25 protein-coding genes and 1 riboswitch are annotated in these 25,287 nt (G+C 56.3%); of the genes, 13 read left to right on the top strand and 12 right to left on the bottom strand.

The genetic code is table 11. The features are described 5' to 3' along the window. The first annotated feature begins 1 nt into the window (after position 1). Entirely contained in the window at positions 2–337 is a 336-nt protein-coding gene (locus FB556_RS10290; protein WP_141867340.1) for a YqfO family protein, read from the top strand. Here FB556_RS10290 and FB556_RS10285 read toward each other — a convergent pair. Further along, positions 334–822, bottom strand: coding sequence for a heme-binding beta-barrel domain-containing protein (locus FB556_RS10285; protein WP_141867338.1), 489 nt, complete (start codon positions 820–822; stop codon positions 334–336). The two genes, FB556_RS10290 and FB556_RS10285, sit on opposite strands and share 4 nt — an antisense overlap. Positions 823–999: 177 nt before the next feature. Between FB556_RS10285 and FB556_RS10280 the strand changes: the two genes are divergently transcribed. The 4 genes from FB556_RS10280 to FB556_RS10265 all read left to right on the top strand — a co-directional run bounded on the left by FB556_RS10280 (position 1,000) and on the right by FB556_RS10265 (position 5,636). Then, positions 1,000–1,188 carry a hypothetical protein gene (locus FB556_RS10280; RefSeq protein WP_141867336.1) on the top strand — a complete coding sequence of 63 codons (189 nt, stop codon included), beginning with the start codon at positions 1,000–1,002 and terminating at the stop codon, positions 1,186–1,188. 205 nt (positions 1,189–1,393) lie between these two features. Then, positions 1,394–3,367, top strand: coding sequence for a BCCT family transporter (locus tag FB556_RS10275; protein WP_141867334.1), 1,974 nt, complete (start codon positions 1,394–1,396; stop codon positions 3,365–3,367). A gap of 143 nt (positions 3,368–3,510) precedes the next feature. Continuing rightward, positions 3,511–4,242, top strand: a complete 732-nt coding sequence (aqpZ, locus tag FB556_RS10270; protein ID WP_141867332.1) for an aquaporin Z — start codon at positions 3,511–3,513, stop codon at positions 4,240–4,242. Between the two features lie 278 nt (positions 4,243–4,520). Continuing rightward, entirely contained in the window at positions 4,521–5,636 is a 1,116-nt protein-coding gene (locus FB556_RS10265) for a hypothetical protein (protein WP_170200440.1), read from the top strand. A gap of 85 nt (positions 5,637–5,721) precedes the next feature. Here the strand turns inward: FB556_RS10265 and FB556_RS10260 are convergent, their stop codons facing one another. From FB556_RS10260 to FB556_RS10235, 6 genes are all read right to left on the bottom strand, one after another. Continuing rightward, positions 5,722–6,777: an SDR family oxidoreductase gene (locus tag FB556_RS10260; protein ID WP_141867328.1), complete on the bottom strand. Its 1,056-nt coding sequence runs from the start codon at positions 6,775–6,777 to the stop codon at positions 5,722–5,724. 27 nt (positions 6,778–6,804) lie between these two features. Beyond that, on the bottom strand, positions 6,805–7,557 hold the full coding sequence (locus tag FB556_RS10255; RefSeq protein ID WP_141867326.1) for an OBAP family protein: 753 nt from the start codon (positions 7,555–7,557) through the stop codon (positions 6,805–6,807). A gap of 276 nt (positions 7,558–7,833) precedes the next feature. After that, positions 7,834–8,145: a hypothetical protein gene (locus tag FB556_RS10250; protein ID WP_141867324.1), complete on the bottom strand. Its 312-nt coding sequence runs from the start codon at positions 8,143–8,145 to the stop codon at positions 7,834–7,836. Positions 8,146–8,394: 249 nt separating this feature from the next. Next, positions 8,395–9,261: a MetQ/NlpA family ABC transporter substrate-binding protein gene (locus FB556_RS10245; protein ID WP_141867322.1), complete on the bottom strand. Its 867-nt coding sequence runs from the start codon at positions 9,259–9,261 to the stop codon at positions 8,395–8,397. 50 nt (positions 9,262–9,311) lie between these two features. Continuing rightward, positions 9,312–9,992: a methionine ABC transporter permease gene (locus tag FB556_RS10240; RefSeq protein WP_141867320.1), complete on the bottom strand. Its 681-nt coding sequence runs from the start codon at positions 9,990–9,992 to the stop codon at positions 9,312–9,314. Continuing rightward, positions 9,989–10,993 (bottom strand): methionine ABC transporter ATP-binding protein, encoded by a 1,005-nt coding sequence (locus FB556_RS10235; RefSeq protein ID WP_141867318.1) that lies wholly within the window; start codon positions 10,991–10,993, stop codon positions 9,989–9,991. The genes FB556_RS10240 and FB556_RS10235 overlap by 4 nt, the downstream gene beginning before the upstream one ends. A gap of 127 nt (positions 10,994–11,120) precedes the next feature. Here FB556_RS10235 and FB556_RS10230 point away from each other — a divergent pair, with 127 nt between their 5' ends. The 6 genes from FB556_RS10230 to FB556_RS10205 all read left to right on the top strand — a co-directional run bounded on the left by FB556_RS10230 (position 11,121) and on the right by FB556_RS10205 (position 16,505). Beyond that, positions 11,121–11,519 (top strand): DUF3151 domain-containing protein, encoded by a 399-nt coding sequence (locus tag FB556_RS10230; RefSeq protein WP_141867763.1) that lies wholly within the window; start codon positions 11,121–11,123, stop codon positions 11,517–11,519. Between the two features lie 9 nt (positions 11,520–11,528). Next, positions 11,529–11,750, top strand: a complete 222-nt coding sequence (locus FB556_RS10225) for a helix-hairpin-helix domain-containing protein (protein WP_141867316.1) — start codon at positions 11,529–11,531, stop codon at positions 11,748–11,750. Positions 11,751–11,908: 158 nt separating this feature from the next. Then, positions 11,909–12,904: a carbohydrate ABC transporter permease gene (locus FB556_RS10220; protein WP_141867313.1), complete on the top strand. Its 996-nt coding sequence runs from the start codon at positions 11,909–11,911 to the stop codon at positions 12,902–12,904. Between the two features lie 32 nt (positions 12,905–12,936). Beyond that, positions 12,937–13,830 (top strand): carbohydrate ABC transporter permease, encoded by an 894-nt coding sequence (locus FB556_RS10215; RefSeq protein ID WP_141867761.1) that lies wholly within the window; start codon positions 12,937–12,939, stop codon positions 13,828–13,830. A gap of 50 nt (positions 13,831–13,880) precedes the next feature. Then, entirely contained in the window at positions 13,881–15,215 is a 1,335-nt protein-coding gene (locus tag FB556_RS10210) for an ABC transporter substrate-binding protein (RefSeq protein WP_141867311.1), read from the top strand. A 138-nt stretch (positions 15,216–15,353) separates the two neighbouring features. Then, positions 15,354–16,505: an ABC transporter ATP-binding protein gene (locus FB556_RS10205; RefSeq protein ID WP_141867309.1), complete on the top strand. Its 1,152-nt coding sequence runs from the start codon at positions 15,354–15,356 to the stop codon at positions 16,503–16,505. A gap of 12 nt (positions 16,506–16,517) precedes the next feature. Here FB556_RS10205 and FB556_RS10200 read toward each other — a convergent pair whose 3' ends face one another. Beyond that, positions 16,518–18,212, bottom strand: a complete 1,695-nt coding sequence (locus tag FB556_RS10200; protein ID WP_170200439.1) for a choline/carnitine O-acyltransferase — start codon at positions 18,210–18,212, stop codon at positions 16,518–16,520. Between the two features lie 423 nt (positions 18,213–18,635). Then, a riboswitch (SAM riboswitch) is annotated at positions 18,636–18,729 on the top strand. Positions 18,730–19,065: 336 nt separating this feature from the next. Between FB556_RS10200 and FB556_RS10195 the strand changes: the two genes are divergently transcribed. Further along, complete coding sequence (locus FB556_RS10195; RefSeq protein ID WP_141867305.1) at positions 19,066–20,277, top strand: MFS transporter; 1,212 nt, start codon at positions 19,066–19,068, stop codon at positions 20,275–20,277. 553 nt (positions 20,278–20,830) lie between these two features. Here FB556_RS10195 and FB556_RS10190 read toward each other — a convergent pair. Genes FB556_RS10190 through FB556_RS10180 form a run of 3 tightly spaced genes read right to left on the bottom strand, consistent with a single transcriptional unit; the run spans position 20,831 to position 24,204 of the window. Then, positions 20,831–22,480, bottom strand: coding sequence for an ABC transporter ATP-binding protein (locus FB556_RS10190; protein WP_141867303.1), 1,650 nt, complete (start codon positions 22,478–22,480; stop codon positions 20,831–20,833). A gap of 7 nt (positions 22,481–22,487) precedes the next feature. After that, the gene (locus FB556_RS10185; RefSeq protein ID WP_141867300.1) at positions 22,488–23,363 is read right to left on the bottom strand and encodes an ABC transporter permease; all 876 of its coding nucleotides are present in this window, start codon (positions 23,361–23,363) and stop codon (positions 22,488–22,490) included. After that, the gene (locus tag FB556_RS10180; protein WP_141867298.1) at positions 23,356–24,204 is read right to left on the bottom strand and encodes an ABC transporter permease; all 849 of its coding nucleotides are present in this window, start codon (positions 24,202–24,204) and stop codon (positions 23,356–23,358) included. Before FB556_RS10180 ends, FB556_RS10185 begins: the two co-directional genes overlap by 8 nt. Before the next feature lie 303 nt (positions 24,205–24,507). Here FB556_RS10180 and FB556_RS10175 point away from each other — a divergent pair, with 303 nt between their 5' ends. Beyond that, a complete protein-coding gene (locus tag FB556_RS10175) occupies positions 24,508–24,966 on the top strand; it encodes a general stress protein (RefSeq protein ID WP_211344023.1) in 459 nt (152 codons plus the stop codon). A gap of 36 nt (positions 24,967–25,002) precedes the next feature. Here FB556_RS10175 and FB556_RS10170 read toward each other — a convergent pair whose 3' ends face one another. After that, positions 25,003–25,260 carry a PspC domain-containing protein gene (locus FB556_RS10170; protein ID WP_141867296.1) on the bottom strand — a complete coding sequence of 86 codons (258 nt, stop codon included), beginning with the start codon at positions 25,258–25,260 and terminating at the stop codon, positions 25,003–25,005. Positions 25,261–25,287: the final 27 nt, after the last annotated feature.

Genomic DNA, 25,287 nt, shown 5'->3' with positions numbered 1-25,287 from the left:
GATGGCCGCCACAAAATGGGTGCAGATCAGCATCTACGTGCCGATGGGCAATGCCGAAGATGTGCGCAAGGCTCTTGATGAAGCCGGCGCCGGACGGTTGGGCAACTACCGTGGCGCCAGCTGGTCCACGACCGGTGTTGGCCGCTTCACCCCGGTAGAAGGGGCGCAGCCGACTATTGGGGCGGTGGGGGTCCCATCCGATGTGCCCGAACACAAAATTGAAGTTCTGGCACCGCGCGAGATTGCCCGCAGCGTGATTGACGCGGCCATCGCGGCGCACCCCTACGAAGAGCCCGCCTACTACGTGACAGAAGTCTTTATGGCAGACGAGCTCTAAGAGATCTTGCGCAGGTCGGCTTGCAGGTGATTTTGCAGCTGCTCGCCGACCGCGGCCAAATCAAACTCAAAACGAAACGCAGTGCGGTCCGCACTAAAGACATAGTGCCGTGCCGTTTGCTCAACCAGTTTGGCGGTCGTGGTGTTATGGATCTGCGAATAGCCCAGTACGATCGTCAGACTGCCATCGTCATGGGTGGTTGCCGTTCCTTCTAACAGTTCGGTCTGACCCATCGGCTGGGCGAGCACAAACTCAATATGACCACTTTCGCGTGGTCGAAAATAGCCAACCTCGCTGTGCATTGGTCCGCCAGCGGGGTTGGCTGTTTGCTGTTCATACCGCAAAAACGGTTTGCCGGGGACCGCTGAAAACGTGACGGTCTCGCTATATTCGAAGTCCTCAATGGTGGGGTAGTGACCGCGACCTTGGCCCTGCCACGTTCCGATCAGAAATTCATATGGTGCGACTAATTCGTGCAAGATCATACTGCTCAACCCTAACTGCTCGGTGGCAGCAGCGGCAGGGGTCTTGTTCCAATCAAAACAGGCAAGGTGACATCTAGTATCTGCTGGTGCGAGTCACTACACTGAACTCAAGATGTCAGGAATGCCCTTCTGGCTAGGCATGATGCCGGGTTCCCGACTGAGCAGGAGAGGAACATTGTGGCTGAGATTCCGTGGTGGGCATGGATTGCCATCGTTGCCATTATCATGTGGGGCATCATTATGGTTGCCAATACCATCGCCCAGCGACCGCGATCCAATGACACCACCGCAACAGACCGAGATGAGATCGAACGGCTAAAACGTCGTGTCGATGATCTGGAGCATCGTCTCAATCGCCGGGATTAACCTAGCTCTAGGTAATGCGCCGCAGTCATAATTGGGCTATCCGATTGCTGCGACATAACGAGTTATTCGAGGCTTAGCTCATGAACTCGGAGTCAAAACCTGGCTGCCTTATCAGTCGTAATGTACAGGTTTGCGGCCAAAAGTTCGTTAATCTTGCTATGACCTGGTGAACTGATACCTATGCAAGCTACCGAAAGGTACGACCGTGGACGAACAAGCCGCCCCACCAGGGGACGAGGCCCTGAAAACTGCTCAACGGAGCGGCCGGAAGGCAAGACGTGCGCCTGGATCATGGGACTACGTTCGCCCCGAGTACCCGCACGATATCCACCCCGCCTTGGTCCCTGGCATCAGTGTTGATGAACAACGACGCAAATATAGTGTCGATAAAATTATTTTCGGCGTTGCGGGTCTCCTCACCGTTGCGTTCGTCATTTGGGGGCTCACCAATCCGGCGAGCGTGGCAGAAGTATCCGGTGCTACTTATACCTGGGTCATGAACAACCTCAGCTGGCTGTTTAGTGCAGTAGCTAGCATTGTATTATTTAGTCTCGTAGCACTGGCCTGCACACGATACGGCAAAATTCCCCTCGGGAAAGATGACGAGAAGCCAGAGTTCTCGACCTTCTCCTGGGTCGCCATGTTGTTCGCGGCAGGTTTGGGCATTGGCGTGATGTTTTGGGGGCCGGCGGAACCTCTGAACTATTTCATTAATCCGCCCCCGCTGACGATCCCGGCAGAATCAACCGAAGCGATGCAGTTTGCACTGGTTCAGACGTATTTCCACTGGGGTTTCCATGCCTGGGCCATGTACGCCTTAGTCGGTGGAGCTATTGCTTATTTCGCTTATCGTCGTGGCCGAACGCTACTGATGTCCTCGATCTTCCGCAGGTTCTTTGGTGGCGACTATGCAGATGGTTTTGCTGGTCGCCTGGTGGATATTTTCGCGATCATCGCCACACTATTTGGGACTGCTGCAGCTCTAGGCATCGCCGCGTTGCAAATCGGTGAGGGCATCACGATCGTGGCCGGTGTTTCTGAAATTACCAATACGGTTTTGGCACTCGTTATTGCTGTGCTCATGGTCGGATTTATCCTGTCAGCCGTCTCTGGGGTGGCGCGAGGCATTCGATATTTATCGAACATCAACATTGTGCTCACGATCGGCATTGTCGCCTTCGTGTTCTTACTTGGCCCCACAGTCTTCTTACTCAACCTCTTACCATCGGCGACGCTGGAATACCTCGGCTCCCTGTTTGAACTCATGGCACGCTCCGGAGCATGGGGCCAAGAGACCATTGATTTTCAGGCCGCATGGACCGTGTATTACTGGGCCTGGTGGATCTCTTGGTCACCCTTTGTCGGCATCTTCATCGCGCGCATCTCGCGCGGACGCACGATCCGACAATTTATCCTCAGCGTCATACTCATCCCGTCATCCCTATTGATCGTCGCCTACGGAGTCATGGGCGCATCGGCGATTTGGATGTACCGGGAAGGTAAACCGGGCTTTAGTGACGACATGGCAGTGCCCCAGGTGTTGTTCTCTGTAGTGGACAACCTCCCATTTGCTCAATGGATGCCCTATTTGATCATGGTCATCCTGGCGATATTTTTCATCACTGCCGCTGATTCAGCCTCTGTGGTCATGGGCATCCTCACGACTCGAGGACGCAAAGATCCGCCTAAGGCAGTAGTGCTGTTCTGGGGTGTTGTGATGGGCGGCATTGCCATGGTGATGCTGCTGCTAGGTGATGAGACGGCGCTAGAAGGCCTGCAATCTCTAGTTATCATCACCGCAGTGCCATTCGCAGTCATCATGTTGCTCGTCATAGTCGCGTGGCTGAAAGAACTTCGGACCGACCCCTACGCTCTTCGGCGCCGATACGCTGAAAATGCCATCGGCCAAGCGGTCCGCGAAGGTGTGGGCCAATATGGCGATGACTTCCGGTTAGAAGTCGTGGCATCAGTGCCTGGTGCAGGAGCCAGCGGTGGGACTGATTCGGCACACGAAGATTACACGGAGTGGTATCAGCGCACCGATGAGCACGGTGAACCAGTGGGCTATGACTTTGAAACCGGGGAATGGGCAGACGGCTGGGACCCAGAAACCGGAACAATCCCAACGCAACGAGGGCCCTCCGGTACACAAGACGACACCGAAGACCGCTCTTCATAAGCGTGCCGAGATGGCAGACAGGTAGAAAGGGCTACGGCGTGACCCCGGCTCCTGAGCTGCAAAACTGTTTCTGACCGGACCTCTTTTCGTGGCATATGTCATATGATGTATTCACCTGATGTTTAAGAGGGAAGAAGCGGCTCATGGCAACTGAAATTAAACCCACGACATCTGCTCGCATCGCGGCCGAAGCTCTTGGCACTTTCCTACTTGTTTTCGGCGGTGTCGGCACCGCAGTACTTGCCGGAGAGCACGTCGGATTTTATGGCATCGCGTTAGCCTTTGGCCTGACGGTAGTGGTTGGTGTCTACGCTTTCGGCCCAGTCTCTGGTGGTCACTTTAATCCCGCCGTCACCATCGGGCTGGCAACAGCCGGACGCTTCGCCTGGAAAGACGTCCCCGGCTACGTCATTGCTCAAATCTTTGGGGGTGCTTTAGCCTCGACGCTGCTCTTCATCATCGCTACGAACCGTGAGGGAGTAGACCTGGGGAATTTTGCTTCGAACGGTTATGGGGAAGCTTCGCCGGATGGTTACGGATTGCTCGCGGTGATCATGGTCGAAGTGATTCTTACCGCGGTCTTTTTGTTTATCATCATCGGAACGACGTCGTCTCGAGCCACCGTGGCGTTCGCGCCCCTTGCCATTGGTCTGACCCTGACGCTCATCCACTTGATTGCGATCCCCGTGTCGAATACTTCAGTTAACCCAGCGCGTTCGATCGCGGCCGCAATTTACGGTGGGGGAGAGTCACTGATGCAACTCTGGGTTTTTCTGATCTTTCCTACCCTTGGTGCGGTACTTGCAGGATTAGTCTTCCGACCACTGCTAGAGGGTGTCCAAGAAGCTAAGTCGGCGCCTTTAGAAGAGCTGTGATCCTGCACAGTTACGTCTTGCTTGACGCTTCCGAGACCCCCGAGCTTTGAATGGATCTTCGAGATGCGTCCACAGTCCGGATAGCAGGAGGGATAAATCAAGCTGAGGCACGGTTTATATCGACATGATAGGACGTTTATCTGATGATTGGGTCCTGTTTTGAAGTATGGTTATCTTCTGAAGTCTGTCTATCCTTATCGTTATGAGTGTCTATTCACGACGTAGGGTGTGGCTTCTCATCACCACCTTGAGTTGTTAAGAATTGCGAGTAATCCTTCGTGACACCGAAATCACAGCCATCTCAGAATCGACGTAATCTAAACGTTCCGCCCCCACCTCCAGCGCCGTATGCTCTGACCAAACGAAAAAGACCGCAGCGTAAGAAGAAGCTTCTGATAACCAGCCTTTCTGCTGTTGTCGCGTTAGCCTTAATCGGCAGCGGGGCGGGGATAGCGTATTCGAATAATTCTGAGAAACTTGAGACTTATAACGAGACATTAGATAAACTCAGCTCGAGTCACAAAGCTTCTGCAGATGCCTTGGAGGATGCTGGGGAATTAGAGCCGGCATTGCAAGAAGAACTCGATGCTCACATGCGAGAAGCCAGTGCCTTAATGAATGCGGATGCTCCCGGAGTCATGAGCTTTAGTATCGAAGATCGAACCGAAGAACTCCGCGAAAGCGACGAGGCTCTTCGTGCGCCAACAGAAGCCTTACTCGATGCGATAGGCGACCGAGATGCCTATATCACCGCCACGACGGAGGCTGCCGAAGTACTGGACGAAGCCCAAGCGCTTCTGAAGAAGACTAAAGGCAAAGTTGACGATAAGGATACGTATAAAGCGTTATCCGGCAACGTAAAGACTTTGGAAGAAGCACTCGAGGAAACACCTGATGGGAGCAGTAGAAAAGCATTGGCTGAGAATACTACTGCGATCGAAGATGCGTCATCGTACATTTCCGAATCGTCACCTGCGGTCTCGGCTAGCCACGAGAAATGGAAAGAAGCTAAAGAAGAGGCGGCTAAACGCGATCCTGCTAACTACAAATCTATCTCCGAACGTGATTGGCAGCTGGTCCAACGAAACCCAGATGCACACAAAGGGGAAAAATACGTTGTGTACGGTGCAGTTACGCAAGCTGATGCGAACATGGGTGAAATCTCGATTCGCGTTAATACCGGCGCAACGAAGCAATCGCGACGGTACAACTATGACATCAACACGGTTGCCCTAGTCGGTACCGCTGATATTTTTTCAAACGTTGTCCAAGACGATCACGTGAAAATGCTTGTCGAGGTTGGTGGTTCCATGACGTATGACACGAGCATTGGGGGCTCTGCCACTGCTGTAATGGTGCTTGCCTACGATGTTGACGTAATCGGTCAGTTCTAACGGGTTGACCAGCCTCAAGCTATGTTGAGAACTGTTATATCAGCAGGGCTCAACGTGGCTACTTTGGGCCTACCGCGAGTGCGATTTAGGCAACCAATTTTGCGGCTTTCTTTGCGGTAGCCTTGATAGTCTTTGTCGCTATGGATTGCTCTGCACATTGCTTTGCGACCACTGCGGCACCGACCGCACCCAGAAGTAATCCTATACCAACGGCCTTGCGACGACGTTGCCGATATTTTCCGTGCCATCCACCGTGCACTGTCATGGCATCGTCTGCGGTAGTGGATTCATAGAGATTCCCTGACGTATCGGGAGCCGATTGCGTTCGAGACAGGTGGGTGCGATCCACTTGGAGTGCCATGAGACGTTCGGTGGCTTCCGGTGCGGCACGATGTCGTTTGATCATTTGTTTGGCACCGGCACCCACCGCAATCTCTGCCTTCGGTTTGACTGCAGCTTTCACAATGGTTCTGGCGATTGTCTCCGGTGCATAGACTGGCGGCATCGCGCGAACCTTGCGACCGCTGTAGTTTGCCGCCCGACTAAACAGTGGGGTGTCCACCGCCGGCGGCAGGATGGTGACGACATGAATATCCTGTTCCTCAGCCAACCAGAGCTCGGAACGCAAACTCACCGACAGTGCACTGACTGCGGCTTTCGACATGGAATATGCGGCAGCGAAGGGTTGGGGCACGTTGGCTGTCGCAGAGGACACATTGATCAGCACCCCGTGTCCTTGGTTTTTCATGTGGTGGATCGCGGTCCGACTGCCGTGGACGTAGCCCATTACGTTGGTTTCCAGGACTCGCTGGAAGTGATCCAGCGGCACAGTTTCTACCGCTCCGAACAGGTGCACGGCTGCACTATTGACCCACACGTCAATCCGACCGAAACGTTCTACCGCCTGCCGGGCCAGTGCCTCGACCGCCTGCGCCGATGTCGTATCGGTGGGGACGGCGAGTGCTTTGGCACCGAGTTTCCGGCACTCTTCGGCAGTTTTTTCTAATGCTACTTCGCCACGGGCTGCCAGGATGACGTTGCTGCCAGCTTGGGCGAACTGGCGCGCGGTGGCACGACCGACACCGCTGGATGCGCCGGTGATCACCACGACGGCGCCCTTGAGCCGAACCTTTGATTTCATGCCTGACTCCTCACGGTGATGGACGGATTACTCTTGCATTTCCATGAATTTCAGCGACGTTTGCGCGGTTTGACCACTTTCCCAAGCGTTGGCGCCGGGCTGGACCATGGGTGTGGGAATGTCGGCGCGCTGCTGCCGGATCTTTTCAGTTGAGATCCCAAGCACCCGGTCGCGTTCTGCTAAGAGGTCGTCGCGCAGTTGCCCATCAGCGGTGAAAGCCATCATCAGCTGGGGGATACCATAGGGAAAATCTTCGCGATCATATTGCCAGGTGTGGAAGGTCTTGCCATAGGTGGTAATGAGATCTTCGAAATATGCTTTTTCGGCAAGCTGTGGGACGCCGGGCGCGACCAGGGTCCCGGACTTTACTTCGTGGTGGTGGCTGTGCCACAGCTGCTTTTCTTCTTCATCAAGTGTCTTGAAGCGTTCTTCGCTGATGATGTATTCGATGCCAATCAATCGTGCATCGGGTTCGTTGCTGTCGAAGATAACGCACTGGTGCAGGTCGTGGCGTAAGTGAATGCAAAAGTGTGTTGCTTCCACCTGGCGGCCCATGTCGTCAGCATAGAAATGAAAGCCGTTGAGGTAGGTGCTCATCGCATCGAGAGGGTATTTGTGTTGCATCAGATTAGAGCTGATATCCAACATGCGGTGTTTGAGTGGATGGCCTTGACTAATTTTGGCGGTGGTCATAATTTTCTGGCCGGCGATAATGCTGGCTGCGGTTGCGGCACCTGCGGCAATCCCCAAGCCAATACTTTTCAAATGATTCTGTCCCATGAGGTGACTCTACCGAGCCGGCGAAGCTGAGAAAACAGCTGAGCTAAGACAGCACGCTCCATGCCAGAGAGCGCTGCGAGACGCCTGGGCGAGCACACCTGGTCAACACGTTGTGCGGTTTTGATCGCATTGTTGGACATACCGCGGGCGTGCGCCACCTTTTGATCAGAGAAATGACGAGGGCGGTGCGTCACCCCCGTGGGTAACGCACCGCCCTCGGTATCTTATTGTTCGTGCATGCGAAGTAAGACCAGTCGGCGGATGAGCGGGCTTCCGCTAGTTATCCTGGGGATCACGCTCATCGTTATCATCGGTTTCTTCATTTCGAGGTCCCATGTCGTCGGTTTCATCTTCATTGGGATTGGTGTCGGGGTCTTCGCCCTCGGAAGTGCCTGGGGCGCCGTCTTCGTCAAGTGGCGTGCCGCTTTGATCGGGCTGGTTGGCTTCGTCTTCAAAACCATCGAATTGCTCGGTGCTGGGTTCTTCCGGAACCGGACTGGTGTCGTCGTCGGCGCCGCAAGCACTGAGCGTGACGGCCAGCAGGGCGGACCCCAGGAGGGCGGCGGATTTTTTGAATGGTGTTTTCATGAGCACTCCTTAACCTGTGCAACCCAGTGTGCTGCACGGTGATTGTGTTCAGATGTTGCTAGGATGCGGTGAATTTCACCGTATGCCGTTGTCTTTCAGTACAACATGTGCCCGAAATATCGGTCAATGCAGAGTACGCGACGACCTGAAGAAGCGCCACCATGGCGGTTTGTCATACCCATTAACCCAACGGCGCGGTACCTGCCACATTGTTGACAGATACCGCGCCGTGTTTGTAAGGATTCGGGCTTACTCGCTTGCAGTGGCCGGGATGATTTCACCTTCGGGCCAGGTTTCGGTGATGTAGTCTGCTACCTCTTGGGAGTGGAGCAGTTCATCGAGTTTCTGGATGGCTTCATTGCCGTCATCGGCGGTGTTCCAGGCCAGAACGTTAGCGTATGGGGAGTTCTCGGCTTCTTCAACGATCAGCGCGTCTTCGACATTCAGACCCGCTTCGAGGAAGTAGTTACCGTTGATGATTGCTGCATCAATAGCGGAGTCGTCCACTACCTGGGCCAGGATTTCTGGTGGGTTTTCTTCGAATTTCAGACCCATCGGGTTTTGCTCATCAGTCAGCGTCAGCGCCGCGGAGTCCTCTTCGATGTTTTCTAACAGACCAACGGCTTCTAGCAGCAGCAAAGCACGGGGTTGGTTTCCGGCGTCGGAGGTAATACCAATGGTCGACCCTTCGCCGATGTCTTCGACGTTGTCATGCTGGGAGGAGAACAGCGCGTACGGTTCGATGTGCACGCCCTCGCCGTGGGAGATTTCATACCCGTGATCTTCGATCTGCTGTTCTAAGAACGGGATGTGCTGGAAGTAGTTGGCATCCAGGTTGCCCTCGTCCATCTGACGGTTTGGCAGCTGGTAGTCGTCGAATTCTACGATTTCAATTTCCAGGCCGGCGTCTGGGCCCAGCTCTTCGGAAACGTACTGCAGGATCTGACCGTGGGGGACCGGGGTCGCGCCGACGGTCAGGGTGGTGACACCATCTTCGTTGGCGGTCGGGCCTTCGGCCTCGTCGGATCCGCCACCGCAAGCGGCCAGCACCAGGGCTGACGCCGCAGCAAGACCGGTGAGCGCAAACCGGCGGGAGGTGCGTGATGATTTGAACATGTGTACTCCTGACATGGTTTTTTCGTCTTGTGACCGTGCGCTGAGCTAGGTCAGCGGTGGTCGACAGCCGCTACTATTTTATCGCCAATCCACTGAATCAATTGGACGCCGATCACCATCACGATGATGGTCACGATCATGACCTGGGAATCAAAGCGCTGGTAGCCGTAGTTATAGGCCAGTCGGCCAAGCCCGCCGCCACCGATGAGTCCGGCCATCGCCGAGTACCCAATGAGCACCACGGTGGTGTTCGTGATCGCGGAAATCAGCCCGGGTAAGGCTTCGGGCAAGAACACTTTAGTGACAATCTGGCCGTTGGACATGCCCATGACCTGGGCGGCATCCACCGTACCGGATGGCACTTCGCGCAGCGAGGTTTCGACTAGGCGCGCAAAGAACGGCGCGGTGGCAATGGTCAGTGACACGGTGGCGGCAATCGGTCCGATCGAGCTGCCAATGAGCCACTGGGTAAATGGAATCAGCGCGACCATCAAAATCGCATACGGAATCGAGCGGGTGATGTTGACAATGATCGACGACAAGATCGCATATAGCGTGCGCATTGGCACCAGACCGCCGGGACGGGTCAGGTGCAAAATAACACCGATGACCCCGCCGATGACGACAGTGGCAACCCCGGCGATGCCGACCATGACCACAGTTTCCCAGATGGCCTCGGGCAGGGCAGTTTCTAGGGCGCGGTTGTTTAGGAGTTCTTCAAACCAGTTCATGCTTGGACTCCTCGGGCAGCGCGCACCCGCACGGAGAACCCGTGACGGGCCAGGGTGGCTTCAATACCGGTGAGGTTTATCGGCTGGTCACTGTTGATCCCCAGTAGGTAGTGAGCGAAACGCGTGGTGCCCAGCGTTTCGATATTGGCCGCGGCAATGTCCACGGTCACCGGATTCTCGGCGGCAATCGTGCTACCGATCGGGGTATTGACGGCATCCGCCTTGCCAACAACTTCAATCACCAGGTCCGCGGTGACCGGCTGGTGCGTTGGCAGCGGCAGTAGCGAGCGCGACAGTTGCGAGTTCACATCGGCAGCAACTTCCGATAGTTTGCCGGATTCCACAATCTTGCCGGCCTCTAACAGTGACACCGAATCGCACAGGTTTTTGACCACCAACATTTCGTGAGTAATGACGACGACGGTCAAATGCAGTCGGTCGGCCACCGACCGGATCAGTGTCAAAATATCGTCGGTAGTATTCGGATCCAGTGCTGACGTGGGCTCATCACACAACAACACATCCGGATCCGCAGCCAGCGCCCGGGCGATCCCAACGCGCTGGCGTTGCCCACCCGATAACTGGGCCGGGTAGGTATCTTCCAGGCCTTGGAGTCCCACCAGCTCGAGCAGCTCCAACGCCCTGGCGCGACGCTCGGCCTTCTTGGCGTTGACGATTTCTAATGGCATCGCCACGTTTTCGGCCACGGTGCGCGAGGATAAGAGATTCGCGTGCTGAAACACCATGCCAATTCGACGGCGTGCATTGCGCAGCTTGGTGTCAGACACCGCGGTGAGATCCTGGCTGCCGACAATGACCTGGCCCTTGGTTGGACGGTCTAACAGGGTCAGGCATCGGACCAGGGTGGATTTACCTGCACCCGAGCGGCCGATAATCCCGTGAATTTCGCCGTCGTCAATATCTAGATTGATGTCGTCGATGGCCACGACGTCCCTGGTGGGCTGTCGATACACCTTGGTAAGCTCTCGAACGGAAATCATGGTGTCCTTGTGTGGGGTTTACGTGCTTGACTCAGTATAAACACTGCCACCCGCACACCGCGTAGACTCGGCCCTATTGGCTTAGTGGAAGGAAATAAACGTGTCATCACTCATTGGTAAGAATCTGATGGAACCAGAACCGACGTTGCTGCCCGAAGAACCCGAGGTCCAAGCTCGCTATGAAGCCGGCGATCTGCCCGAGGAAATCGCACAGCGTTTCCCGGCGTCCTCCCTGGCCTGGGCCATGGCCGCAGAAGATGCCTGGGACGACGGACGCACGCTGGAATCCTATGCTTATGCTCGGGTGGGCTACCACCGCGGGCTGGATTCGCTGCGCGGTGCGGGCTGGAAGGGTGCCGGTCCTATCCCATGGTCGCATGAGCCGAACCGTGGGTTCTTGCGTGCACTGTATTCGCTGGGCCGTGCGGCCGCTGCGATTGGCGAGACCGATGAGGTCGACCGCATCAATAAATTCCTGAACGACTCGGACTCGACTGCAGCCGAACAGATCGAAGCCTCAAAGTAGGAGTACACCATGTCCACACCGGATGTCCGTCCTGTCGGAGATCTACCTGATGCGATCGGCAAGACTGCTGCGCGTGCCCTGCATCAGGCCGGTGTGGATTCGCTGGCCAAAGTCAGTCAGCACACTCAACAGGAATTGTTAACCCTGCACGGCGTTGGCCCCAAAGCCATCAGCATTCTCGGTGAAGCACTAGCCGCCGAAGGGTTGGCTTTTCAGGAAGACACGCTATAATGCTGCCACTCCTCACAGGGCTTCCAGGTCGTCGCATATGCCCCTCGCGTGGCGTGTCGCCCTGGTTCGCCATCTGTTCACCCGAGATTTACCTCACTTCTCCCGGAGGTTTGCTCTACTATTAGACACTAAGACGCGTGCCTAATGAGGGAGGGGTTATGACGGCAGTCCGAGACGGGAGCGGAACCGAAGGCCATGTAGTGGGTTCGACTCGTTCCGTTGCGCAGGACTCGTCGGAATCACCCGAATTAGCTAAAGCACGAAAACAGCGTCGACGCCGTCGCCTCTCCAAAAACTGGTCCTTATTCCTGCTGTTCGCAGGCCCCAACATTTTGCTGATTCTGGCGTTTATTTACTATCCGCTGTTGAGCAACATGTATTATTCGACCCTCGATTGGCGGCTTGGCTCGGCAACCGCCACCTCGGTTGGGTTCGACAACTATGTCCGGTTTTTCACCTCAGAGTCCGGGTTAGAAGTGTGGCGGGTCACCGGCATCTTCACCGCGGGCGCCGTCCTGGGCTCCATGATCCTGGGCTTGTTGATTGCCTTGGTGTTGAATAAAAAGCTCCCGGGCCGCACCGTGGCTCGTACCGCAATCTTTTCCCCCTACGTCTTATCTGGTGTGGGCGTGGCAATGGTGTGGAACTTTATTTTCGACCCGACCCTGGGCGCACTGTCGCACATTTTGAACTTCTTCGGCATCGAATCACCCCAGTGGTACCTCGATGAGGACTGGGCTTTAACCATGGTCATCCTGGTGTATGTCTGGAAGAACCTCGGGTATTGCGCCGTCGTCTTCTTGGCGGGGCTGCAGTCCATTCCCCAAGAACTCATCGAAGCCGCCACGATTGATCGAGCTGGTCCAGTTCGCAGATTCTTCTCCATTATTCTGCCGCTGCTGACTCCCACAGTGTTTTTCCTGTTGGTCACGAACATCATTTTCTCAATGACCAATGCCTTTGATGTACTGCGGACGATGACCCCCACCGGGCACGGGACCAACACGATCATCTTTGAGATCTACCTGCAGTCGTTTGGCGCATATCAGCGTGCCGGCTACTCGGCTGCGATCGCCGTCGTCTTATTCTTCACCCTGTTTATTATCACGGCCGTGCAACTGCGCTATGTCGAAAGGAAGGTGCACTACCAGTGACCTCGAATACGACACCCGGGTTGCCATCAGCCATGGATCCGGCAGCGCCCAAGACACGCCGCCAGCGCAAACCAGCTCAATGGCGGCAGGCTTTTGCTCCGAAAAACCTCGCCGATACGATGCTGGTCGGTTATCTGCCGATTCTCATCGCCCTGTTGATCATTGTGTTGCCCCTGGCCTGGATGGTGTTATCCAGTTTCAAACCCCCGCATGAAATCGTGACCCTGGATCCGGCTTTGTTGCCTCAGGATCCGACCTTGGATAACTATGGGGCCGTGGCCAACCGCGTCCCGCTGCTGACCGTTCTGGGCAATAGCGTGATCGTGACCGTTATTGGGGCCACGATCAAAGTGGTTCTTGCCATCACCACCGCCTATGCGCTGGTGTTCATCCGGGTGCCGGGCGTGAACCTCATTTTCTTGGGGATCCTGGTGGCCCTCATGGTGCCACCGGAAGTCTCGATGCTGCCAAACTATTTGACCATCAGTGGCCTGGGCGGTCGCAACACCCTGTGGGGGATCATCCTGCCCGGGCTGGGGACGGCATTTGGTACCTTCTTGCTACGACAACACTTCATGGCCCTGCCCAAAGAGATGTTCGAAGCGGCAGAACTCGATGGCGCAGGACACCTGCGAAAACTCGTGCAGATCGCCGTGCCCGTGTCCATCCCAGCGATTGCGACAGTCGCGCTGGTCACTATCGTCAATGAGTGGAACAACTTCCTGTGGCCGCTGATCATCATCGATTCCCCTGACAAGATGACCCTGCCGGTGGGACTGAACCTGTTGCAGTCCATCGAAAGTCAGACCGGTAGTTACGGCATCCTCATGGCCGGCGCGGTGCTGGTCATTATTCCCGTGCTCATCATTTTTGCGGCCTTGCAGCGTTACATCGTTGCAGGTCTTACCCAGGGTGCCGTGAAATAAGGCACCAGCGAACCACCCCCTCATCGCTACCTCAAGATAAAGGAGTCGTTATGACACAACACAACGGACGCGCTCGCAGGAGCCGCCTTACCCTTGGCACCACCGTGCTGAGTATTGCCATGCTAGCTCTGACGGCCTGTGGGCCAGACACCTCGGGCGAAGCCAATGACGACGCCGAAGCAACCGATTTCCAAGGTGTCGAACCGGCCGAAGAAATTACCTTCTGGACCAACCACCCGGGCGGTTCCCAAGATATTGAAAACGAACTCATCGAAGAGTTCACCGAAGAAACCGGTATCACCGTCAACGTGGTGACATCAGGGGCCAACTACGAAGAAACCTCCCAGCGCTTTCAAACCGCACAGGGTAATGCCGAAGCCGACGTCGTCGTCCTGTCAGATGCCACCTGGTTCCCCAACTACCTCAATGACTCCTTGATTCCGGTCGACGACCTGCTCGAAGCCGCCGACGTCGATCCTTCCGGTTATGTCGAAGCACTCTATGAAGACTACCTGTATGAAGGCTCGCACTACGGGGTGCCCTATGCTCGCTCCACGCCACTGTTCTACTACAACATCGATCATTACGAAAAAGCGGGCATCGACGCCCCACCAGAAACCTGGGAAGAAGTCGCCGAAGTTTCCAAACAGCTCATGGAAGCCGATGTGGCCAACTCGGCCTTCGCATTCCCTCCACAGGATCAATACCCTGCCTGGACCATGGCTAACCTGGTGTGGGCTTACGGTGGCGCCTGGTCAGATGAGTGGGACTTCTCCCCGGTTTCTTCGTCAGAGACGATCGAAGCCCTACAATTCGCCCAAGATGCGACCAAAGATTGGGCCAATGTGGCCTCCGGCGACCCAGCTGATGACTTCTCCGCCGGGGCGGCAAGCCAGATCATTCAATCAACCGGTTCACTCGGCGGCATCCTGGAGTCTGCTGACTTCGAGGTCGGTACCGCGTTTCTGCCAGGTGGTCCCGCAGGTGAAGGCCAGACCCCAACCGGTGGTGCCGGCCTGATGATCGCTTCTGATAGCACTCCAGAACGTCAGCTGGCCGCAGCCATGTTCGCAGGCCATATGTCCAGTGCTGAATCCACCGCCAAGTTCTCGCAAGAAACCGGGTACGTCCCGGTCCACGTCGATGCTGACATGTCCGCGGTCTATGAAGAAACTCCACAGTTTGAAACCGCAGTGGATCAGCTCGAGCGTGCCCGTGTTCAAGACAACGCCCGACTGTTCGTGCCTGGCGGAGATCTCGAACTCTCACAGGCCCTACAAAACATCCTCACCACAGATGCTGATGTCGAAGAGACCATGCAGAACGTACAAACCGAGCTGGAGTCGCTCTACGAATCGGATCTCGCCGGCGAAGTAGAACAGTAACCTCCTGCCTCACCAACTCAAATGAACCCACGGGCGCACCCCGCGCCTGTGGGTTCACCTCACCGCTCAGCCTCCCCGCTCGACACTGACTCGAGCGCCCGAGGCCACCACATCAGCCTGTGAAAGGTAAACGCCACTATGGCATCTGTGACCTATGAATCTGCCAGCCGTATCTACTCTGCCGATGCTCCGCCGGCCGTCAACCGCCTGAATCTTGAGATCGCAGACGGCGAGTTCCTGGTGCTGGTGGGACCTTCCGGCTGCGGGAAATCCACGGCGCTTCGCATGCTGGCGGGATTAGAAGAGATCGACGAAGGTCGCATCCTCATCGATGGGCAAGACGTGTCCGATGTTTCGCCCAAAGACCGCGACATCGCCATGGTCTTCCAGAGTTATGCGCTCTACCCGCACATGACGGTCGCAGATAATATGGCGTTTTCGCTGAAAATCGCGGGCGTACCCAAAGAGGAACGAAACCGCCAGGTCCTCGAAGCCGCCAAACTGCTCGACCTGGAAGACTACCTCGACCGCAAACCGCGTGCACTCTCCGGTGGGCAGCGCCAGCGCGTAGCCATGGGACGCGCGATTGTTCGTTCCCCCAAAGTGTTCCTCATGGATGAACCCCTGTCGAACCTTGATGCCAAGCTCCGTGTCCAAACGCGCACCCAGATCGCAGCTCTGACCCGAAACCTGCAAGTCACCACCGTGTACGTGACTCACGATCAGGTCGAAGCGATGACCATGGGCGACCGGGTGTGCGTGTTAAAAGACGGGATCCTGCAACAGGTCGATGTGCCACGAAACCTCTATGCGCGGCCCGCCAACGTGTTCGTCGCCGGTTTCATTGGTTCCCCATCCATGAACCTGCTGACAACCAGTCATGACGGCACAAGTGTCGACATCGGAGGCCAACGTTTTGCGGTGCCCGACGGCATACTGCAACGCGCCTCGGGCTCCACCGTCATTCTGGGTATGCGGCCCGAAGACCTTCGCGTCGTCGCTCCCGACGCCGGGGGACTGGAAATGGAAGTCATCGTCACCGAAGAATTAGGTGCCGATGCGTATATCTATGGCATCCCTAAAGGCTTCGAGACCCTACAACCCACGATCGTCCGTGTCGACGGCCGTAAACCCCCGATGAAGGGCGAAACTGTGCACATCGTCCCGGACATTGAATATTTACACGTCTTTGATGCCGAAACTGGCTTACGCCTCAATGAAGCGATCCCAGCAGATACGCCGCATGCCCAACTTGCTGACGTCGCAGCGCTGCAACGCGAAGACGCATAAGCTGGCGCAAGGTTAGATAGCTTCGGTGAAGTTGTAGAGGAGTTCGGCTGCCGGTGCCAACTTACTCACAAAGGTTTCAGCTTGCCGAGTCCCTTCAACCCAAGTCACTATGAACTCAATGCCCTGCTGAGCAGGTGCATAACTGACCCCGAAACCGTTGTCATCGGCGGGGGCAAGCAGACTGCGAAGAATCGCATCCGCGCCGCCCAGGGTTGAGGTTGACAGGAAATTCTGACGAGCTTTGGTGTGCTTGGTGAAAAAATCTGCGTCAGCGCCGCCGAGTTCTTGTGCAATGTACTGCAGCATCATTAGGTGTCGGTCAAAGACTTTGCCAGTATTAGCGGCGCTGATCCAGTCTCGATGCGCAGTCAGCGCGGCAGCAAATTGTTCTTCGGTCGCCCGGCCTTGGACTAAAGCGGTCACAAAGTCCACGGCTTGCACCGTCACCGGGCGAACCACTTCGGTGCGACCTGCACGGAAATGGCGCATATCGAATACTGCGGACTGCGCTCGGATATAGCCGTAGGTCAACAGCTGAGCAATCATGAGGATGAGTTGGGCCCCGGCTTCAAAACTAATGGGAAATGGGAGGTTTTCATCCCGCCGAACGACTACGCGTTCAACATACATCGCCTGGGTCGCAGCTTCCGTGTCCACCAGGTCGTTTTCGACCCCGTGCCACACTAACTCGTGAGGTTTTGTCGCATAGGCATCATACTGGGCGTCGAGCGCTTCACAATCCACGGCTTGCATGCGCGCCACCGCGGTCGCCAGCGTACCTGCCTCCATCACCGAATGTTCCACATGGGCAGCGACTAGATCCGACTCCAGCGCAACGAGATAACTTATCGGCTTATAGACCCACGCATATCCTGGATGAAACGCCCACCGCTTCAACGTTTGCAGCTCGTCGCTGCTCTCTGGATCAAGGGTGAGCGTGAAGAGCATATTGACTAATCGGTTATACATCGAACGGTTTTCCTCGGCCGCCCACGGCGCCTCAAGCGATAACAGCTCGGACCCGATTGAGGAGAACGCGGCAAAGTTCTGGTGGGCCGGCGCCGTCTGGTGCAGGACCTTCTCCACGGATGCTCGCAGCTGGCTGGCTTCTAAGAGTTTGCCCGCCGAACCGGTGAGCGGAACCTCCCACATTCGTCCCTGGTACAGGAGCCCGATGGTGCGGTACGTCGGCCCGGTGCCGGCGCGCATCCACAGATCTTCATCAATGGCCGGTGTTCGGATACCGCCGTTGAACTCCGCCCACCCGTCCATGGACATACGTCGTCCTTGCACATCAAGCTCTGCCGGGGTTGCCCGTTTGGCCTGCAGGATATGGATGCTACCAATTCGCTGCAACAGCTCGACAATGCGGTCCACACCGGTGGCAGCGGTGGATAAGTTGAGTTGGTATGTCACGTTGGTGGTCAGCTGGAGCGGCTCCCGGTTGGTCAGATAGCGTTCCATCCACTGCTCGGCCAGCCAGTTCGAGCCAGCCTCGGTCATGGTAGCGGCGTATTCTTCCAATGTCTGTTGCAGTGCGGGAGCGTGACCCATCATAAGATCCGCGATCGCCTGGTTGACGTCGGCTTCGCCCTCTGGACCATACAGCGCCGCCGACGAGGTGCGATATCGTTCCAACGATTCGTCCAGCCTCGGCACCGGCAATTCCGGTAAATCGGTGGTCAAGTGGTGTGGATACGTGCGCACGAAAAAGCTCCTCAACACGGTCATGAGTGATGCCTACAGTCTACTTCTCCGGTTCCGGGGTGAAACCGATGCAGGCGCGACTGCACGTCCTCGGGGCTTGGGCTCGTGAATTGAATCGTAAGCTCCCTTGTGACCAGGTGCGTTTACTCGCCGACTCAGGATTCACCGCCCTGACCGTAGCGCAGGAATACGGCGGCGAAAATATCAGCATTCCCGAATTGATTGAGCTGCTCATGAGGAGACGAACCCGAGACTGCTCACAGTGGAGTTTCCTGTGCCGAAGTGTTGAGCGGGGCATCCCTCCCTGTACCAGTGGGTGGGAGACTGAAGAGCTTCGTCTCGCCGCAATATGTCCAACTTTGACGAGATACGGGTGTGGTCCTGGCATTGCAAACGACCCACCATGTACAGTGCTAGGCAGATAAACCATCCAGAGCGGCTGAGAGATCTGGCTCGACGACGCCGCAGCAACCCTCCGATGATCGGGCAAGGGTGCTCATGCCAGGAACGATGGAGGATTTTTGATGATTCCGTTGCACCAAGCATTAACATTCATGGTCCATCTCCTTGTGAGGTGGGCTGGCGCTCTAACTCAGCACATCTCATGGTCCAACTACCACTGTCTCGATGAAGACGCCGTGATATGGGCGGATACATTCCGCTTACCTGCCCAACCTCAGCCGAGTTCTTGACCCTGGTTATCCGGTTGGAACATTCCAGCGGAGTACGGGCTCCGGGGGCCGGGGCGGCAAGGTGTGCCACCAACTTCGTTTATTTTGCACGGACCAAGAAAACCAACAATAAGACTCCTTAATGACACATACAAAACAATGGTGATCGAAAGCAGGATCTAATGAACCCTTCAACTACCCCTCAGGTGATTTCTCACCGTGGGGCATATGTCATGATCGCAGCATTCTCTGCGGTCATGTACGCTGTGTTACTTACTTACCCGGCGATGACCGACCAACTTATTGAAGCTCACGATATGGAGGCAGATAAAATTGGTTTACTGTTTTCAGTCGAAATGGGCGTACTCAGTTTGGCGACGCTTCCTGCGTATTTATGGCTTAAACGCGTGAGTCTTGTCCCCATCATGGTTTTGCTGACAACATTGATGGTCTTCGGAAATATACTCTCATCAATTGCCACTACCTTTGGGCTGTTAGCAAGTGCAAGAGGCTTAACAGCCTTGGCAGCAGGTTCCATGGTGGTCGTTATCCTTGCATTTTGTCGCAGAATGGCCAATAGCAGTCGAGCTTTAGGTATATGGGTGACAGCACAGCTCGCTATGGCTGCAGTTATGCTCGGCCTCTACCCTTGGACTTTTGCCAGAATGGACCTTGGCGGCGTATATCTGGCTCATGCTGGGATTATTGCCTTGTGTCTCCTTACTCTCCCCTCGGTCCGAGGGATTAGCTTTAGGGATGAAGACGCCGGATCGGTTGTAAAACAAGACATTGGCGAGTCCTTTAGATGGGCCCCAGCGATCTTTGGTTTGGCAGCCATTCTCATTTTTTACGCTTCCCTCCACAGTGTATGGGCGCTCACAGGTCTTTTGGCTTCAGCAGGTGGTATCTCGGCTGATACCACGAGTCTTATACTTTCGTTCGCCACGATCGCCGGAGTAGCCTCGGCATTGCTAGCGACCCTTATCGGAGACACGAAGTATCGGTCAGCTCTGACGACCCTAGGGTTGGGGGCTATGGCGATCTCTGTACTGTTGTTTATCGGCGCCCCACATGCTGCACGCTTTGCCCTTGCAGCAATCCTGTTTAAATTTGCCTGGACCTTCGCGCTGCCTTTCATAATGGCAAGCCTTGCAGACTTGCCACGATCCGACCAAGTGATGAACTCCTTTAACCTGATGAACGGAATTGGTGGTGCTATTGGGCCCGCTCTGGGTGGGATCCTAGTAGCTAGGACCGGAAGTTTAGATCTCATGCTTGTTATAGGGGCGATTGGGCTTGGCCTAACGATTGTCTGCACGATGGTACTGAACACCCCCCGCTTAAGAAAGCCCAAGACGACCGCAGTAGTTGAGCCAGAACCCGCCCTCGTCTAAGGTGCACTCATAACCGGGGGTAGCCTTGCGGGACGGCAGCGATGATTGTAGCGGCCATGTTCATGACTGCACTGTCGCGTTCGATTGATATTGTCCGGTGGAAGTAACCTTGGCGATTATTAATGTCGGATCATGAGATCGCGCGGGAAGCTCTATGGAACGCGGAGCTAATTCACTGAGGAACCCGATGACGGCAAGTATGTGCTGTCATCGGGTCCTTTGTTATTGAGTCCCTTGCCGAGATTCCAACGGTTCACAGGGCTCATTCCTAAATTATTAATCCGAGACAGGGTCCCGGTTGATCAACGAGCTGCTCAGGTCTGGAATATCAAGGAACTGCATGTTGGATCTACTCAGGCACTGTTCCAGCTCATTTTGTTGGCTGTAACTGACGGCTAGGCTCAGGCAGCAGGCAGCGAAGGCATTGAGTTGGTCAAGCCGAGAGGGCGAACTGTCGGCTTTCCCGGTGAACTGAAACCACGTAATTAAGACCTTGGATTGGCAGGGGGCTGTGCACCGGCACCTCGACATCAAGCGCGCTTGTGCAGTCGCACTAAAGTTCCATGACGTTGGCGAGCACGGTCTCGGTATAGCTGTGGTTGGGATTTTCCAGTACGTCGTCCACGGTGCCGTGCTCGACGATCTGACCGTGGTGGAGTACCGCAAGACGGTTGGCCACATGGCGAGCCAATCTGATGTCGCGCGCTAAGAACAAGATGGTCAGTCCGCGAGATTCTCGCAGCGAGTTTAGCAACGTGATGATCGAAGCTTGCGCGGAGACGTCCAGGTCGGTGGTGATGTCGTCGCAGACCAAAACCGACGGGGCAGCAACAAGGGCTCTGGCGATGGCGGCCCGCTGGAGTTGTTCTTTCGATACCTCTGCAGGTCGTCGATTATAAAACGAGCTGTCTAATTGCACGGCCTCGAGTGTTTCTTCAACCACGACCCGACGCTGTTCGACCGGCAAGCGACCTGAGGCATCTAGGGGGACCGACAGCGATTGGCCGAGCGTGTGGTGTGGGTTCAGCGAGGCGCTCGGGGATGGAAAAATGTACTGCAGGTCTTGGCGGTCGGTCAGGCTGCGCCGGCGGATCTTACGAGCCAGTGTCTTGCCGCGGAGTGTGACCGTCCCTTTATACCGAGGGAGCAGCCCTGCAATCGATCGGGCCAGGGTGGTCTTGCCCGCTCCGGTTTCTCCAAATATGAATGTGCATTCGCCTGCTTCGACGCCCAGGTCAATCCGGTCCAGCACGGTGTGTTCACGGTAGGAGACCGCCAGGTCGTCGACGGCGATAAGGTGCTCGCGTTCCCCCGTGGCCCGGTCGAGGTGGACTGGTTCATCGATGGTCAGAACCGAGGCCGAAGGCGACTCCACCGAAGTCTCCAGAGCATGATCGCGGGTCGGCTCCGACACGGCGGATACGAGACTACGCGAAGAATACCTATCCAGGTCGGTGAGGAGTCCCTCCCGAGCGTCGGTGTCCACGATTTCTCCACGATGTATGACCATCACCCGGTGGGCCAGCGACGCTGCGACCGCCGGGTCGTGGGTGATATAGAGACTGGCAGCGTTATGGATAATAGTCAGGCGTCGAAACGTGTCCAGGACGCGTGCCTGGGGCAGAACATCTAGGCTGCCGGTAGGCTCATCGAAGACCACAACGTCGGGCGTCAGCGCAAAGGCCATCGCCAGCGCAACTCGGTGAGGTTGATCGCCAGATAATTCGTGCGGCCACTGGTGCTGGAAGGCCTCGTCGTGGGGTAATCCTGCCTCGTCCAGGACCTGGTCGACCCGGGCGCGACATTTTGCGTCATCATCTGCATAGTGGTGGACGGTCAGGACCTCGTGGATTTGGTCGCCCACGCGCATCGTTGGGTTCAGCGCCATCGCGGGGTCTGCTGGCACGTAGGCCAGTCGGCGGCCGCGCAGCGAGCGCAGGGTTTCGGCGTCTTGATCAAACAGGTAGAACGGTTCGGTGCCGTCAACGGGGTTGATAATGACCCGGCCGGAGACATAGTGCAACCCGTTGCGGAAATACCCAAGGCAAGCCAGTCCGACCGTGGTTTTCCCGGAACCTGCGTCGCCGATCAGCCCGAGAATTTCGCCTCGGTAGAGTTCCAGATCGATGCCGTGAAGGATTTCGCCGTCGTCGGTGGCTACCCTCAATTTCTGGATGGTGAGGACTGGGTTTTGGGTGGTCATGGTGCCTCTAACTGGTGTGCTTCGCGGTGAGTGCGGTGGCTTGGGCGATGGCGTGAGCCAGCAGGCGGGTGCCAGTGGTTAACAGTGCGATTGCGATGATCGGTAGCAGCACGCCCCAGGGTTGACTGGTCAGCGCGACGAGATTTTCCTTGATCATCAATCCCCAGTCCGGGGTGGGCGGTTGGATACCGACTCCGAGGAACGACAATGACGCCATCAGACCGATCGAATACGTCAGACGCAGAGCGAATTCGGCGGCAAGTCGCCCTGTGATCTGCGGCAAAATCTCCCGTGTGAGGATGGTCCAGTGCGACGTCACATACATGCGCGCCGCCAGGATATAGTCCTGGGATGTTATCGACCGGACCGTGTTTCGAATCCTCCGGGCGACCCACGGTGCATGCACGAGTCCGAGGACGAGGACGATGATCCACGCGGCGGGATCAAAAACCGCGATGACCAACAGCACCAGGACTAGCGCGGGGAAGACTAGGACGACGTCGTTGACCCGCATGATGATCCAGTCGATCACTCCGCCGAGATATCCTGCGAGCAAACCCAACACGGTCCCCAGTGCCAGACCGATGATGGTGGCTACAAGCGAATACCCTAGCAATGTCAACCCACCGGCGAGGACTCGGGAAGCCACGGACCGGCCCTGGATGTCAGTGCCAGCGATCCCGGCTGAATCGAAGGGCTGGCCGATGACATCGGTGGGGTAATGACCGGTGATGACGTCGGCGAAAAGATAACCGCCCACGGCTATGACCAGCATGATGGCTGTTAGCACCATGCCGACTTTGCCGGAGGGCTGCTGCCACACTCGACGGATGAGCGGCCGGGGCGGGGCAGCAGATGCCTGAAGCGATTGTTGTCTACGCATGAGTTCTCCTGAGCCGCGGGCTCGCCGCAACATCCACCAGCTGGGCCAGGAGGTGGACAACAACACATGCGACGACGACGAGGAGGGCGATGGCTTGGACGACTGGTACGTCGCGCTGGGTGACGGCAGCAACGAGCGCCTGACCGATTCCGGGATATTGGAAAAGGTATTCAATGATGACCACGCCGCTGATCAGCCAGGTCAGCTGCACCGCTATGGCTTTGGCAACGGGGCCGATCGTATGCGGTAGCACATGGCCTGTGACGACTTGGTTTTCTGGGACACCTTTGAGCCTGGCCATTTCAACTGAGGCTGAATCCAGTGCTTCGACCAGCGCCGACCTGGTCGTACGCACAACATACGGCGTGGCCACCAGGACCAAGGTGGCCAGTGGCAGCATCAGTTGGATCGGCGATTCCCAAACCTGCGTTTTGGGCGCGGAGACAGCCGGCAAAATCGGAAGTACCACGATGGCGTAAATTCCAAGCAGCGCAAGCCCCACAATGAACTCCGGCAGCGCCGTCAACACCAGCGAGAGCCAGTGCAGACGGTGTTTCTGTCTTCTGAGCCTGCGCCGCGCGGAAGCTATGCCAATCAAGACCCCCAGCGGGGTCGCAATGATGACGGCGGCAACGAGTAGCACCAGCGTGTTTATAACGTGTGCTCCTAGCAGTTTCCCGTCCAACAGCCCAGCTAACCAGCCGAAGTACTGTGAGACGGGCGATTCATCCATTCGTCCCGGAGCATCAGGGAGCAACAGTGTCGGAGCAAACACGACAATGGACACCGCAATGACGATCAGCAGGCTGATTCCCACGCGACGCAGAATCTCGTTTCTCATGCTGCTACCCTCCGCACTGTTCATAGGCGGTGAAAGTCTTGTCTCCCAGTGGCAGGTTGGTCGAATTGCTTTGCCACGTACAGTAGGTGCAGCATATGCGTTCGCGGTCCCCGAGTGTGAGCGTGACTAACGTTACATGACATTGAACATAACAATGCGCCAGGTCGGCTACAAGATTTGGGGCGCTGGTCGGTCAACGGCACGCAGCTGTCAAGATAGGTCGAGGTTGCACCCTTATGTTCGTAATTCGCCTTTGTTAGAGTCGCGAGTGAATCCAGACGATCCAAGTGAAAGGTGTTTTCAATGACTGAATATGCTCAGCAACCACCCGCACCACCACATACGAAGATCATGGAAGTCACGGACTATACCGAAGGCCAGTACGCCGTCGATAAGCTCTCTGATGCCGGCTTCCCGGTGGAGGGCGTTCAAATCGTCGGGCACGACATGAAATCTGTGGAAGTAGTGACCGGTCGCATGACCACCGGTAAAGCCGCCGGTATTGGTGCTCTATCTGGCCTGTGGTTTGGACTCTTCGTCGGGTTACTATTCGGGATTTTTGCCGTCGTCGGTTGGCTGTCTATCGTCCTGACTGCTGTCATCCTCGGCGCAATTTTCGGTGCAATCGCTGGTGCGGTAGGGCATGCGATGACCCGCGGGAAACGAGATTTCTCCTCGGCGCGAGCCCTGGAGGCTTCCCGGTATGAGGTTCTTATCCCAACCCAACGGGTGCAGGAGGCCCGCCAGATCCTCGGGCTCTAGTATTTCGCAAGGTCTCAAGCTGGTGGGCAGCAGCGTTCAGCGTTGCGACGGGCGGTTCTTGTTGAGCATCCGCTCGAGAGGAATGCTATTATCCCGCCATGGTGTGATCAGCCAGATGACGGCGTAGAGGATCCAACCGAGAACTGGCAAGAGAAATGACACCAGCACCAAGAGTCGAACCAGCCACACGTTAAGTCCAAAACGCGACGCAATGCCTCCGGCAACCCCGCCCAGGATGCGTTGTGGGCCGCGACGGAACCGGATGCTTCGGATTGAATCAAATATGGCGCTCATGACAGTGACGCTACGCTAATTCTTGAT

Source organism: Enteractinococcus coprophilus (assembly GCF_006716305.1).
Lineage (GTDB): Bacteria > Actinomycetota > Actinomycetes > Actinomycetales > Micrococcaceae > Yaniella > Yaniella coprophila.
The sequence above is the reverse complement of the archived record's forward strand: the minus strand, read 5'-3'. Positions and strand labels throughout refer to the sequence as shown.